This window comes from Mesorhizobium sp. CA7, assembly GCF_020165015.1.
Lineage (GTDB): Bacteria > Pseudomonadota > Alphaproteobacteria > Rhizobiales > Rhizobiaceae > Mesorhizobium.
The window spans coordinates 14,380-27,428 of the sequence record NZ_JAIUHH010000003.1; the positions used below are offsets into that span (position 1 = coordinate 14,380).

A 13,049-nucleotide genomic window follows, 5' to 3' on the forward strand; every position below is an offset into this window, starting at 1 on the left:
TTTTGTGCATGTCGTTGCCGCAAAACCGCTGCACACTTTTGCGCGACATGCCTTAGCTCAAATACTACCGATCCTCGATGATCCTCAAATACGCCGCCGTCACGAACAGCACGATGAAACCGAACAAAATGCGGCGGCCGCCTTCGGGCATCTGCAGGATGGTGAGCAGCGTCGTCAGCACCGTCAGGATCAGCGCGCCGACGATGGTGCCGGTGTAGCCGCCGCGACCGCCGAAGATCGAGGTGCCGCCGATGACGGCTGCCGCCACCGAAGGCAGCACCAGCGGCTCGGCGAGCGACAGCGAGGGCGCCTTGATCAGGCCGATATAGAGCAGGCCGGTGATGCCGGCGAGCAGGCTGGAGAGGACATAGAGCGCCGTGATCACCTGCCAGTAGCGGACGCCTGACAGGCGCGCGGCGCGTTCGTTGTCGCCGACGGCATAGAGCAGGCGGCCGAAGCCGGTGCGGTTCAGCATAAAGACGATCAGCACCGCCACCGGCACGAACAGGAAGAGCGCGTTGGGAAAGCCGTAGGTGAGGCCGGTGCCCAGCCAGTTGAGGAAATCGGGAATCCTGGCGCCGGACGCGATGACGGTGCGCTGGTAGACCTGCAGGAAACCGGTGCCTATCAGGCTGGTGCCCAGCGTCATGATCAGCGGATGCACCCGAAACACGCCGACGCCGATGCCGTTGACGAGGCCGATCAGCACGGCGGGCAGCATGGCCAGCAGGAAAGCCACCGCCGGATCCTGGTTGACGATTTGCGTCGCCATGATGAAGGCGCTCATCGTCGCCACGGTGCCGACCGAAAGGTCGATGCCGCCGGTCAGCATGGTCATGGTCTGGCAGCCGGCGAGGATCGCCAGCGGGATGGCGAATTTCGCCGTGTTGGCGATCCAGCGCTCGTTGACGATGCCCGGACGCAGGACCTGCAGGATCGCCACGAGGACGATCAAAAGGATGATCAGCGGGATGAGCGGCCGGTCCGCCATGAAGCGCTTCAAGCGGCGGCCGAACGAGACCGGCTGGGGCATGGTCGCGATGTCGGTCATGGCGTTGCTCCCACCGGACGGCCGCGGATGGTGATGAAGGCGCCGAACATCACGACCGCGACCATGATCGCGCCTTCGATGATGGCGGTAACGTTCGGATCGATGGCCAGAAGCGTCAGATCGGTGCGCACCAGCCGCAGCACGAAGACGGCGATGATCGGCCCGAGCAGGCCGCCCTTGCCGCCGCCGAGCGCGACGCCGCCCAGCACGACGGCGGCGACGCTGGCGAGCAGATAAGGCCCGGGAATGGGCGCGCCAATGCCGGTGCTGATGGTGAGAGACAATCCGCCCATCGCGGCGAACAGGCCGGAGAGCGCATAGGCGACGATCCTGGTGCGCGCCACCGGCACGCCGCTGCGAAAGGCGGCGAGTTCGTCGCTGCCGATGGCATAGATGGAGAGGCCAAGCCGCGAGCGCCTGAGCGGAATCCACACGATGCAGAGGCAGACGACGAGCAGCACCAGGGCTTTCGGCACCCAGGCGTCGGCCCAGTCCGGCAGGCCGGGGATGGGCGCGGTGCCGATGACGCTGGCCTTCAGCCACTCGGCGGCGGCGCCGCCGGGAGCACCAAGCACCAGCAGCGCCGCGCCCTGCAGCACGAACAGCATGGCCAAGGTGACGACAATGTCGGGCACCCGCGTGACGACGATAAGCACGCCGTTCAGCGCGCCGAGCACCAGCCCCATGGCCAGCACAAAGGGCACGACGAACAATGCATATTCCTCGCTGGCGCCGTTCATCATCGAGGCAGCGGTCACGCTGGTCAGCGCCATCATGGCGGCGACCGACAGATCGATGCCGCCGGCGATGACGACGACGGTCTGGGCCGCGACGGCAAAGGCGTAAGGCAGAACCGCCCGCGCCAGGGAACCGAAGTCGCCGCTGCCATAGCCCGGCTGGATCAGCTTGGTGACGACGAAGACAAAGATCAGCAGGGCGAACAGGCCTGCCACCCAGCCTTGGTTTCGCAAGAAGCGGCTCATGACGCGGCCTCGGCGCTGGAACCGGGTTTGACCTCGGCAAGGATGCCGACATCCGCCCTGGCGCCGCGCGGCAGGCCGTAGGCGGCCCGCATCAATGCCGCTTCGTCGGCTTCTTCGACCGGGAAAGTGTCGACGACGCGGCCGCCGAAGATGACGATGACGCGGTCGCAGACACGCTGCACCTCTTCCATCTCGGATGTGTAGAACAGCACCGACTTACCCTGGCCGGCGAGCTCGCGCAGCAGCTTGTAGATCTCCTGCTTGGTGCCGACATCGATGCCGCGCGTCGCGTCGAAGCAAAGGATGGTGCGAGCGTTGGCGGCGATCCAGCGAGCGATGGTCACCTTCTGCTGGTTGCCGCCGGACAGGCGCTGCACTTCGCCCTGGGCGCGGGTATCGATCTGCAACCTGCCGATGGCGCCGGAAACCACCACCTGCTCGCGGCGCATGCGGATCGGGCCCCATTTGCGCGGCGCCGCGCTGAAGGGCAGCGCGATGTTCTCGCGCACCGAACGCTGCATGGCCAAGGCCTCGGCGCGGTCGCCCGGCACATAGGCGATGCCGGCCTGGATGGCGTCGCCCGGATGCGAGAATTTGACCGGCGCGCCGTCGACGTCGATGCTGCCGCCGGTCGGACGGATCGAGCCGGCAAGCGCGGCGAAGAGCTCGTCCTGGCCCTGACCTTCGAGTGCAAAGACGCCGGCGACCTCGCCATTGGCGAGATCGAAGGAGACGTCGTTGAGCTTGGTGCCTAGCTGCAGGTTGCGGACCGACAATCGCGGACGACCGCCGCCGGCGCCTGCCATCTCACTGGCTGCGCGCGCGGCGACGCGCGTCTTCTCGATGCGGGTGCCGAGCATCATCTCGACTATTCTTTCCTCGATGCCGGGCTCAATGTCGACGACGCCGACGGTTGCGCCGTCGCGCAGCACGGTGGCGCGGTCGCAGAGCGCGGAGATCTCGACGAAACGGTGCGAGATGAAGATGACGGAACGGCCGGCGTCGCCCTGGCGGCGCACGACTTCCAGCACTTTCTCAGCGAGGTTCGCCGGTAGCGCCGCGGTCATCTCGTCGAGAAGAAGCACGTCGGGTTCGACGGCGAGCGCGCGCGCCAAGTCGAGCACGCGCAGGATGGCCAAGGGGATATGACGCGCCGTCTCGCGGATATCGAGGTCGGGAATGCCGAGCTCGCGCACCCAGGCGCGGAACGGCTCGACCGGCGTGCCGGTGAGCCGCAGATTGGATAGGACATCGAGGTCGGGGATCAGCGAAGGTTCCTGGTAGACCGGCAGCAGGCCGGCGCGGCGGGCGGCGGCGGGCGAGCGGACATCGAGCTGCTGGCCGCGGATCAGGATGCGCCCGGCGTCCGCCTTGATCGCCCCCGTCAGGATCTTCACCAGCGTCGACTTGCCGGCGCCATTGGCGCCCATCAGCGCGTGCACCTCGCCCGGCAGCACGGACAGCGAGGCGTTACGCAGCGCGGCAACTGCACCATAGTTCTTCGCTACGCCGGTGGCGTCGAGGAGAGGGCTTTGCGGCAACGGGTTTGTTGTCAAATGGTGTGGTTCTCGTTCCAAAAACCGATGCAGGCCGCGGCTGACCTCCTCTTGTGGGAGAAGGTGTCGCCGAAGGCGACGGATGAGGGGTGCTCCAGCGGAGTGAGACGTTGGCGTTCCCTGGAATACCCCTCATCCGTCTCGGCGCTACGCGCCGATCCACCTTCTCCCACAAGGGGAGAAGGCAGAAGAGGGTTTCGTCGCTTATTCGCCCGGTCCCTTGCAGGCGATGATCTGATCCTTGGTGTAGGTCGTCCAATCCGGGATCGAGATCGAGACAGGCCATTCGGGGCTGAGCGAGGGGTCGACGACGCTCTTCAGCTTGGCCTTGCCTTCGTCGGTGGCGTTTTCCCAAAGCTGCGGCTCGACCAGGACGGTCTGCTGCGCCGGCTTCTTGCCGTCGAGGATCTGCAGCGCCAGCGTCACGCCGGCGCCGCCGATCGAACCGGGATTGGTGACGGCCGCGCCCACCAGACCCTTGACCGAGCTCAACTGACCGACGAAGCCGGCATTGTCGGCGCCGACCACAGGCACCATCGGCGCCTGCTGCTCGACCAGCGCATCGACGATGACGTTGTCGATGCCCGAGGTCCAGATACCGTTGATCGGGGTGCCGGTGGCGAGGAAGGACAGGATCTGCTGCTTGGCCTGATCCTGCTGCCAGCCGGTGAAGACTTCCTGCGCGACCTTCACGTCTGGGAATTCGGCGAGCGCCTTCTTGAAGCCTTTGTCGCGATCCGAGTCGGCCGAAGCGCCGGCGGCGCCGCGCATGTAGAGCACCTCACCCTTGCCGCCCATCTGCTGGAACAGCCACTTGGCGCCGAGATAGGCATATTGTTCCTGGTTGTTGGAGATGATGTAGGCGGACGGCTCGGTTACCGCCTGGTCGACGGCGACGACGACGATGCCTGCCTTGGTGGCTTCCTCGAGGCCGGCCTTGATGCCGGCCGGATCGGCCGGGTTGACGACGATGGCGTCGACCTTGGCGCTGATCAGGTTGCGGATGTCTTCCAACTGACCGGCAGCGTCGGTGTTGCGGTGGGCGATGTTGAGCTTCGCCACTTCGCCCGAAGCGAGCGCCTGCGCCTTCATCGCACAGATCATTTCCTCGCGCCAGCCATTGCCCTGCACAGTGTTGGAAATGCCGATCGTGTACTTGCCGGCGGCGGCCGAGGCGCCCGCCGAGGCAAGCAGCGCGGCGCCGGCAAGGAGCGAGGCCACGGTCAGATGTCTTTTCATTTCAGTACTCCTCCACATTGATCTTTTCAGTTCGGTTCCAGGCTCTGATTCAGTCGGAGCCAAGCTTTCGTCATTTGATGAAGGGGCGCAGCACGTCGCGGGCCAGCAGGAAGCCGCGCTTGACCTTTTCATCCGTCCCCTCGAAGCGCCGGTCCTCATGCTCGATGACGACCGGTCCGTCATAGCCGGCCCGGTAGAGGCCCGAAAAAATCCTGCTCCAGTCGATATCCCCAAGCCCCGGCATGCGCGGCACCTGCCAGCCTATGCCAGCGGAAAGGATTCCGCGCTCGTACAAACCATCATGATCAATCATCAGATCCTTGGCATGCACATGCAGCATGTTTGCGCCGAACTCGCGGATGAAGCGCTCCTTGTTGATCATCTGCCAGACGAGATGCGAGGGATCGAAGTTCATGCCGACATCGCCGCCCCAGGATTCCAGGATGCGGCGCCAGACATAGGGCGAGTAGGCGATGTTGTGCCCGCCCGGCCATTCGTCATAGCTGAAGATCATCGGGCAGTTCTCGAAGGCGAGTTTTACGCCATGCTCGCGGGCATGGGCGATGATCGCCGGCCAGATTTTCTGCGCATCTTCCCAGTTGGCGTCGATAGTCTTCGAAGCGTCACCGCCGCAGAAGGTGTTGACGAGCGGCACGCCCATGCGGCTGGCAAGCACGATCACCTTCTTCAGATGGTCGATCACTGCTTCGCGATGCGCTTGGTCGGGATGGAGCGGATTGGGATAGAAGCCGAGACCCGAGATGGCCAGGCCCTTGCCGGCGAACTCGTCGGCGATGTCCTTGGCCTCAGCGGCCGGGACGTCCACGTCGATATGGCTGGTGCCGGCGTAGCGGCGGCTGGCGCCGGAAGTCTTCGGCCAGCAGGCGATTTCCAGCGCCTCGAAGCCGGCCGAGCACGCCCAGTCGGCGACTTCGCCGAGCGGCGTGTCGGGGAATGGTGCTGTCAGCAGTCCAAGCTTCATGATCCCTCCCGGTTGCTAACTATGCAGATCGCGCCGGCTGCTTCAACCGCGCATCGGTTGGCCCAGCGCAGACCTGTCCGACAAAGCCCATCGGATCGCCTGAAAGCAAACCATCAAGCGCGGCGATGATATGCGCCCGGAATGTCGCGTTGGCGGCCAAGGACGGGTTGAAGATAGCATCGATGGCGAGGATCGAATCGACGAGCCCTTTGCTGTCCGCACCGATGCGGTCGGCAATGGCGGCAATCCTGTCGGCAAAGGGATCGGACACCTGCCAGGCGCGGCCGAAGCGGGAAGAAGCCTTGATCAGATAAGCCATCCAGCCGGCGACCGGCACCGAGAGGAGCGCAATGCCCTCGCCCTTCGCCAGCCGATCGCGGATCGGGTTGAGCAGGCGCTGCACGATCTTCTGCGAGCCGTCGGTGGCGATCTGGTGGTTGCGATGGTGTATCGCCGTGTTGGTGAGGCGCGACAGACTCTGCTCGACATAGGCGGCCGGCGCGATGCCGGGCACGGGCATCAGCGTCGGCAGTGTTTCCTCGGTGAGCATGCGGCGGACGAAACGGGCCAGAAGCGGGTCGGCAATCGTCTCGAACGTGTGCTCGAAGCCGCCCAGAACGCCGAGATAGCTGAGCGTCGTCTGGGCGCCGTTCAGCACGCGCATCTTGAGGTGTTCGAATGGCGTCACGTCGTCGACGAAGGTCGCGCCGACAAGATCCCAGCGCGGCACGCGGCCGGCGAAGCGGTTCTCGATTACCCATTGGCGGAAGCGCTCGCCGACGACGACGGCGCCGTCGCGGTAGCCGAAGCGCTGCTCGACGGTGTCGATATCGGCCTCGGTCGTCGCCGGCGCGATGCGGTCGACCATGGCCGAGGGGAAGGCGACATTGGCTTCGATCCAGTCCGCCAGCTTGCCGCCGCGCCGTTCGGCGAATTTGCGTACGACATTGCCAAGGATGACGCCGTTGGTCGGGATGTTGTCGCAGGAGAGCAGCGTCACCGGCCTGCCATGCGTGGCCATGCGCAATTCCAGCGCGCGCGCCAGGATGCCGGGCACGCTGCGCGGCGCCTCGGGATTGGCGAGGTCGTGCGCGATGTCAGGATGGTCGAGGTCGAGCGCGCCGCTCGAGGGGATGTGGCAATAGCCTTTCTCGGTCACCGTCATGGTGACCGTCGCGATGTCGGGCGAGGCGAGCACATCCAGCGCCGGCGCCGCGCTGTCCTGGCTGTCGACGACGCGAACGATGCTGCCGATGACGCGCGCCTCGACCTCGTCGTTCTGGCGGATGAGCCGCGTGTAGAGACCGTCCTGGCGCCCCAGCGTGCCGGCCAGCAGGGGAGGGCGAATGTTGATGCCGACCAGTCCCCAGCGGTCGAAATCCTTCGCCAGAAGATCGTCGGTGTATTCGGCCTGATGGCAACGGTGGAAGGCGCCGACGCCGATATGGGCGATGCCTGGCTTCAGCGCAGCGCGGTCGTAAGCCGGCTTGCGGACCTCTAACGGCAATCGGCCGAGCAGGGCAGGGCTGAGCTTCTCGGCGCTCACCGATTGGCTCCGATCACCCATTGCTCCTGGTCGATCAGCGCGCCGGTCATAGGGCCCGCCGCGTCGGAAAGCAGGAAGACGGCAAGATTGGCGATGTCGGTCACGGAGAAAAGCCGGCCGAAGGGTTGCGTCGCATTGGCCGCGTCGAGCCAGCCCGGACCGTGGCCGAGCGTCTCGGCCTGCATGACGCGCTCGGCCGGGGTGTCGGTCCAGCCGACATTGATGCCGTTGACGCGGATGCGGTCGAAGCGGTGGGCGTTGGCGGCGTTCTTGGTCAGCGTCGCCAGCGCGCCCTTGGTGGCGGAATAAACGGCGAGCTCCGGCGAGCCGCAATGCGCGTTGATCGACAGGATGTTGACGATCGAGCCGCCCTGCCCGCGTTTCTTCATATCGGCGATTGCCGCCTGCATCAGGAAGAAAGGCGCGCGGGCGTTGACGGCAAAAAGCGCCGCCCAGTTGTCGAGCGTGCCATCGACGAAAGAAGCGCGGTCGGTCAGGCCGGCGGCGTTGACCAAGCCGTCGATGCGACCGAAGTGCTCGATGCAGGCTTGCGCCAGCCGCACCGGGGCCTTGGGATCACCGAGATCGGCAGCAGCGAAGGCGGCGGGAGTGCCCATGGCCGAGAGTTCGGCGGTGACAGCATTGCCGCGCTTCTGGTCCCGCCCGGTGATCAGCAATCCGGCGGCGCTGGAGCGCGCAAGCGTTTCGGCGATCGCCCGGCCGATGCCTTGCGTCGCGCCGGTGACCAGCACCACCTTGCCGTCGAGACGAACCTCCATTCCTCTTCCCGGAACAAAGTTTCCATTTTTTCAAATATGGAACGACGGTTCTCTTTAGTCAATCGTGCGAGAGCGGTTCGCCGTTTTCATGCAACCGGTGAACGGCCTATCTGCCTGCCTTTCGCAATTCCGGACGGAAAACCGCTCACACTTTTCCTGGAATTGCTCTTGTCAGCCTGTCCGCTGCGCGACGACGCCGTGGACCAATGCCATGCCGACCGCGAGCGAGGCGGCGAGCGAGCGGAAACCGCCAAAGTCCTGCTCGACCACTTCCAGCCAGGTGTCGGAGAGTTTTGCCAACGGCGAAAAGGTGCTGTCGGTGATGGTGAGAATGCGCGCCTTGCGCTCATGCGCCACGGCGACGAGGTCGGGCGTGATCGAGTTGTAGGGGCTGAAGGAGACGGCCAGCACCGCGTCGCGCGGCGTGATGCAGCCGACCTGGTCGAGCGCGGTCGAGCCGACATTGTCGACCAGCACGTTGCGCACGCCCTGCTGCGAGAGCGTCAGCGACAGATAGGTGGTGACGGGGAAGGCGCGCTTGCTGCCGATGACATAGATCAGCTCCGCCGCCGCCAGATGATCGACCATCGTCTCGAAAGCGGCGATATCGAGATCGTTGCCGATGCGGCCGAGCGAGGCCTGGCAGGCACCGACCATGCCGTTGAGAAAATGCAGGTTGGCGTTCGGCTCCGCGGCCTTGTCCTGGCCGCCTTGCGTGTCCGGCCAGGAGCCCTTCATGCGGTCCTTGAACAGGAGCTGGAAATCGGAAAAGCCCGAATAGCCGAAGATCTGGGCGAAGCGCACCAGGGTCGAAGGCTGCACGCCGGCCTGGTCCGCCACCTGCGCGATCGTGCCAAGCGCCACCTCGCTCGGGTTCTGCCAGAGGAAGATCGCCACCTGGCGAAGCCGTTTTGGGAAATGCACGGTCCCCGACGCAAGCACCGCCCGCAATTCCTCGTAGGTTTGCGGTTTCGTGTAGCCAAGTGCTGCCAGCGAACGGCTCCGTTTTCTTGCCGCCGTCTCCAGACTATCTGTGAACGGTTCGTCAGCCGCTCCGCGATGGCCGCTCATAGAAATATGCCTCATCGTGACCCAACCGTCGGATGCGTCATCGGATCCTGTCCTCCGGAAGCGCCCGATCGCCTGGTCCCTAGGGTTAAAAAGCTAACGCGGCACAATCGTTTTACAAAACAAAAAATAGAAATATCATTTCGAAAACATCCGCGCCGGCCGGCATGCCGAACCTTGGGAGAATCGCAGTCATGGTCTATGCAACTGCCGACGGAACCTCGCGTCAACGCCTGCGGGTCGGCATGGTCGGAGGCGGCCGCAACGCCTTCATCGGCGCCGTGCACCGGCTGGCGATGCGGCTCGACGACCAGATCGCGCTGGTCGCCGGTGCGCTGTCCTCCGATCCGGAGAACGCAGCCGCCTCCGCCGCGGAGATCGGCATCGCGCCGGAGCGCAGCTATGCCGACTACCGCGCCATGGCGAAGGCAGAAGCGGCGCGGGCCGACGGCATCGAGGCGGTCGTCATCGTCACGCCCAACCATCTGCACGCGCCGATCGCCACGGCGTTCCTCGAGGCCGGCATAGACGTCATTTGCGACAAGCCGCTGTCGACGACGCTTGCCGAGGCGGAGGCGCTGGTGGCGCTGACAAAAGCGAAGCAGCGCCGCTTCGTCGTCACGTTCAACAATACCGGCTACGCCATGGTCCGCCAGGCGCGCGAAATGGTGGCGGCGGGCGAGCTCGGCCGCATCGTTTCGGTGCATGGCGCCTACATCCAGGATTGGCTAGCCAGGCCGATCGACGCCGAGGGCCAGAAGCAGGCGGAATGGCGCACCGATCCGGCGCGCGCCGGGCAGTCGGCGGTGCTCGCCGATATCGGCGTGCATGCTTTTAACCTGGCAAGCTTCGTCTCCGGCTTCGAGGCCGAGGCGGTTTCCGCCGACCTCTTCACCGCCGTGCCGGGACGGCGGCTCGACGACAACGCGCATGTGCTGCTGCGCTGGGCGGGCGGGGCGCGCGGCACGATCCTCGCCAGCCAGACCTCGCCCGGCCACTACAACGACCTTTCGGTGCGCATCTATGGCGAGAAGGCCGGGCTCGAATGGTTTGGATCGCGGCCGGAGGAACTGCGCTTCTCGCCTTATGGCGAGGAAACCCGCACGCTGGTGCGCGGCGGCCACGACTCGACGGCGGAAGCCCGGCGCGTCTCGCGCATGCCGGCGGCGCATCCCGAGGGCTATATCGAGGCCTTCGCCAATTTCTACCGCGACGCAGCGGACATCATCCGCGCGCATCGCGCGGGTGGTGCGGTCGATGTCGCGCGGGCAGCACAAGTGCCCGACGTTGTCGACGGCGCGCGCGGCGTGAAGTTCGTCGCCGCGGCGGTGGAGTCGAACGCGGCTGGTGGGGCTTGGACGCCGGCGCGGTTTGGGTGAGGACAGTCGCACTCTTGACGGCTTTGCCGAACTCAGTCTCCGATGGCCGCAAACGCAGTTTGATGAAGCTGCCTCGGTTAACCATGAAGCGCGCGCAGATCGAAGAGCATAACCGTTACCTCCTGCGGCGCCAGCGCGAATTCCGCCAAGCGGCCGATGTCGTCACGCAGTCCTGGATGGCGTTCCCCGAGATCGAGGCGATCGCTGTCATAGGATCAGTGGCAAAACCACTCTGGAAGGAGATTCCGAGGTTCAGCGACTTCCGCCGCGCGCGTATCGAAGTTTGGCATGAATGCAGCGACCTCGACCTCGCTGTCTGGGTCGACTCGCAACACCGGCTTGGCGAGTTGCGCCGTAAGGGCGCCGCGGCGCTGCGGCAGGCGTTCGAGGCCGGGCTTGGCATCAGTGTCGCTGACCATCAGCTCGACGTCTTCCTGTTCGAGCCCGGCACTGACCGTTACCTTGGCCGGCTTTGCTCCTTCAACCGCTGTCCGAAGGGAAATCGGGATTGTCTGGTTCCAGGCTGCGGGACCATACCCTTCAACAAGCGCATCGCGGATTTCCGGCCTCACGCCGATTTGTTGGAGCCGATCACATATTCTACTCTCTACCGCCGGGATCGCGGCTTACTGCGTTCCGCGCTTGAATTGCCGAATGTCGATGAGGCTGGCTGAGCGACTCTCGCAAGCTACCCCTTGATTGCCGAGCCCACGATCGAATCGACAAAGAAGCGCTGCAGGAAGACGAAGAGGATGAGCGGCGGCAGCACGGCGAGCGTTGCGCCGGCCATCACCAGGCCGGTGTTGACGGCGCCGCGGTTGTAGCTGAGCAGCCGGCTCAGGCTGATGACGATCGGATAGGCGTCGGCATTGCCCTGCAGCACGGTCAGCGGCCACAGATAGCTGTTCCAGTGATAGACGAAGGCGAACAGAGCCAGCGCCGCGATGGCCGGCGCCACGCTCGGCGCCACGATCTTGAACAGGATGAGCAGCTCGGAAGCGCCATCCATGCGGGCGGCGTCGATCAACTCGTCCGGCACGCCGGCGATGAACTGGCGCATCAGGAAGATGCCGAAGGCGTTGGCGAGGTTGGGCACGATGATGCCGGCGAGGCTGGCGTTCAGCCCGATCGAGCCGACCATGCGGTAGAGCGGGATCAGCGTCACGATCGGCGGCAGGAACATGGTGGCGATCAGCAGCGAGAAGAGCAGCGAGCGGCCGGGGAAGGAATATTTGGCGAAGGCGTAACCGGCCATCATGCTGGTGACCAGGATGCCGGCGGTGGTGATCGTGGCGATGACCAAGGAATTCCACATCGAGCGTCCGACATTGATCACGCCGGCGACCTTGCCATAGGCCTCCAGGGTCGGCGTATGCGGGATCCAGACCGGCGGCACCTGCATGGTCTCGGCCGGCGTCTTCAGGCTGGAGAGAACCATCCAGGCCAGCGGGAAGGCGGAGGCGACGGCGACCAGAAGCATTGCGGTCGCGAGCAGCGCCTTGCGGCCCGAAGGGCGCTTGCGGGTGAGCGATCGGGTTGGAGCGCTCATTCGCTGTCCTTGCGATTGGCAAAGGCAAACAGCGCCGAGACGCAGACGATCAGCGACAGCATCAGCATCACCGCCATGGCCGAGCCCAGCCCGCCCTGCGCGCGCTCGATGCCGACGCGGCGGATGTGGTAGGTGAGCACGTTGGTCGAGCCGACCGGTCCGCCTTGGGTGATCAGCGCCACCGGCTCGAATACCTGCACCGCATTGATGATGGCAATGACCGCGCTGAACAGAAGCGTGCGGCGAAGCAAGGGCAGGGTTATGAAGCGGAACTGCTCGCGTCCATTGGCGCCGTCGAGCGTCGCCGCCTCATAGAGGCTGCCCGGGATCTGCGTCAGGCCGGCGATGGCGAGCACCGTGAAATAGCCGACCTGCTGCCAGACATTGAGTAGCACGATCGAGATCAGCGCCGAGCGCGGCGAGGAGAGCCAGGGCTGCGGACCGATGCCGGCCAGGCCGAGCAGCTGGTTGAGCGGTCCTTCGCTTGGCGAATAAAGCTTCGACCAGACCAGCGCGACCGCGATCATCGGCACCATGTAGGTCGAAAACAGCACCGTGCGCAGCGCCGTGCCGCCGGCGACGTCGCGCTGGTAGACCAGCAGTCCGAAGACGACCGATAGCGGCAGGATGAGAACGACGGACAGCGCGGTGTAGATCGTGGTGTTGAGCAGGGCCGTCTTGAAATCGCGGCCGACCGAGGTGGGGCCGAAGATCTCGTGGAAATTGCCAAGCCCGACGAAGCTCGCGTCGGAAAAGGGCGTCTGCGTCGACCAGTCCTGGAAGGACAGCCACACGGTCAGGAGCATCGGCAGCAGCACGAACACGCCGATCAATGTCACGGCGGGCGCAAGCATGATGCCCGCCGAGGCACGAAAAGCTTTGGCCATTCACCTGCTTCCGATGGCTCCGGGTCAAAG

Annotated in this window: 12 protein-coding genes; 2 read left to right on the forward strand and 10 right to left on the reverse strand. The window is 65.2% G+C overall.

All coding sequences use genetic code 11. The annotated features are described in order from the left end of the window. Positions 1–64: 64 nt before the first annotated feature. The 8 genes from LB552_RS07705 to LB552_RS07740 all read right to left on the reverse strand — a co-directional run bounded on the left by LB552_RS07705 (position 65) and on the right by LB552_RS07740 (position 9,207). The gene (locus tag LB552_RS07705; RefSeq protein ID WP_140688410.1) at positions 65–1,051 is read right to left on the reverse strand and encodes an ABC transporter permease; all 987 of its coding nucleotides are present in this window, start codon (positions 1,049–1,051) and stop codon (positions 65–67) included. Beyond that, a complete protein-coding gene (locus LB552_RS07710; protein ID WP_140846304.1) occupies positions 1,048–2,034 on the reverse strand; it encodes an ABC transporter permease in 987 nt (328 codons plus the stop codon). Before LB552_RS07710 ends, LB552_RS07705 begins: the two co-directional genes overlap by 4 nt. After that, on the reverse strand, positions 2,031–3,575 hold the full coding sequence (locus LB552_RS07715; protein WP_224603769.1) for a sugar ABC transporter ATP-binding protein: 1,545 nt from the start codon (positions 3,573–3,575) through the stop codon (positions 2,031–2,033). The genes LB552_RS07710 and LB552_RS07715 overlap by 4 nt, the downstream gene beginning before the upstream one ends. Positions 3,576–3,794: 219 nt before the next feature. Next, positions 3,795–4,847 (reverse strand): ABC transporter substrate-binding protein, encoded by a 1,053-nt coding sequence (locus LB552_RS07720; protein WP_411908997.1) that lies wholly within the window; start codon positions 4,845–4,847, stop codon positions 3,795–3,797. A 52-nt stretch (positions 4,848–4,899) separates the two neighbouring features. Continuing rightward, on the reverse strand, positions 4,900–5,811 hold the full coding sequence (locus tag LB552_RS07725) for a sugar phosphate isomerase/epimerase family protein (RefSeq protein ID WP_224603234.1): 912 nt from the start codon (positions 5,809–5,811) through the stop codon (positions 4,900–4,902). 19 nt (positions 5,812–5,830) lie between these two features. Then, entirely contained in the window at positions 5,831–7,378 is a 1,548-nt protein-coding gene (locus LB552_RS07730; protein WP_224603236.1) for a mannitol dehydrogenase family protein, read from the reverse strand. Continuing rightward, on the reverse strand, positions 7,354–8,136 hold the full coding sequence (locus tag LB552_RS07735; protein ID WP_224603238.1) for an SDR family oxidoreductase: 783 nt from the start codon (positions 8,134–8,136) through the stop codon (positions 7,354–7,356). The genes LB552_RS07730 and LB552_RS07735 overlap by 25 nt, the downstream gene beginning before the upstream one ends. A 171-nt stretch (positions 8,137–8,307) precedes the next feature. Next, positions 8,308–9,207: a MurR/RpiR family transcriptional regulator gene (locus tag LB552_RS07740; protein WP_224603240.1), complete on the reverse strand. Its 900-nt coding sequence runs from the start codon at positions 9,205–9,207 to the stop codon at positions 8,308–8,310. A 191-nt stretch (positions 9,208–9,398) separates the two neighbouring features. On the opposite strand from LB552_RS07740, the gene LB552_RS07745 reads away from it, so the two are divergent. After that, positions 9,399–10,583, forward strand: coding sequence for a Gfo/Idh/MocA family protein (locus LB552_RS07745; protein ID WP_224603447.1), 1,185 nt, complete (start codon positions 9,399–9,401; stop codon positions 10,581–10,583). Positions 10,584–10,666: 83 nt separating this feature from the next. Continuing rightward, a complete protein-coding gene (locus LB552_RS07750; RefSeq protein ID WP_224604691.1) occupies positions 10,667–11,257 on the forward strand; it encodes a hypothetical protein in 591 nt (196 codons plus the stop codon). 14 nt (positions 11,258–11,271) lie between these two features. On the opposite strand, the gene LB552_RS07755 is transcribed toward LB552_RS07750, so the two are convergent. Then, positions 11,272–12,132, reverse strand: coding sequence for a carbohydrate ABC transporter permease (locus LB552_RS07755; protein ID WP_224603449.1), 861 nt, complete (start codon positions 12,130–12,132; stop codon positions 11,272–11,274). Next, the gene (locus tag LB552_RS07760; protein WP_224603450.1) at positions 12,129–13,019 is read right to left on the reverse strand and encodes a carbohydrate ABC transporter permease; all 891 of its coding nucleotides are present in this window, start codon (positions 13,017–13,019) and stop codon (positions 12,129–12,131) included. The genes LB552_RS07755 and LB552_RS07760 overlap by 4 nt, the downstream gene beginning before the upstream one ends. Positions 13,020–13,049: the final 30 nt, after the last annotated feature.

Bases quoted from the DNA above. Each gene is read 5' to 3' on its own strand.
- LB552_RS07760 (WP_224603450.1), bottom strand. From the start codon at position 13,019: ATGGCCAAAGCTTTTCGTGCCTCGGCGGGCATCATGCTTGCGCCCGCC.
- LB552_RS07720 (WP_411908997.1), bottom strand. From the start codon at position 4,847: ATGTGGAGGAGTACTGAAATGAAAAGACATCTGACCGTGGCCTCGCTC.
- LB552_RS07710 (WP_140846304.1), bottom strand. From the start codon at position 2,034: ATGAGCCGCTTCTTGCGAAACCAAGGCTGGGTGGCAGGCCTGTTCGCC.
- LB552_RS07750 (WP_224604691.1), top strand. From the start codon at position 10,667: ATGAAGCGCGCGCAGATCGAAGAGCATAACCGTTACCTCCTGCGGCGC.
- LB552_RS07705 (WP_140688410.1), bottom strand. From the start codon at position 1,051: ATGACCGACATCGCGACCATGCCCCAGCCGGTCTCGTTCGGCCGCCGC.
- LB552_RS07730 (WP_224603236.1), bottom strand. From the start codon at position 7,378: ATGGGTGATCGGAGCCAATCGGTGAGCGCCGAGAAGCTCAGCCCTGCC.
- LB552_RS07745 (WP_224603447.1), top strand. From the start codon at position 9,399: ATGGTCTATGCAACTGCCGACGGAACCTCGCGTCAACGCCTGCGGGTC.
- LB552_RS07740 (WP_224603240.1), bottom strand. From the start codon at position 9,207: ATGAGCGGCCATCGCGGAGCGGCTGACGAACCGTTCACAGATAGTCTG.
- LB552_RS07735 (WP_224603238.1), bottom strand. From the start codon at position 8,136: ATGGAGGTTCGTCTCGACGGCAAGGTGGTGCTGGTCACCGGCGCGACG.
- LB552_RS07755 (WP_224603449.1), bottom strand. From the start codon at position 12,132: ATGAGCGCTCCAACCCGATCGCTCACCCGCAAGCGCCCTTCGGGCCGC.
- LB552_RS07725 (WP_224603234.1), bottom strand. From the start codon at position 5,811: ATGAAGCTTGGACTGCTGACAGCACCATTCCCCGACACGCCGCTCGGC.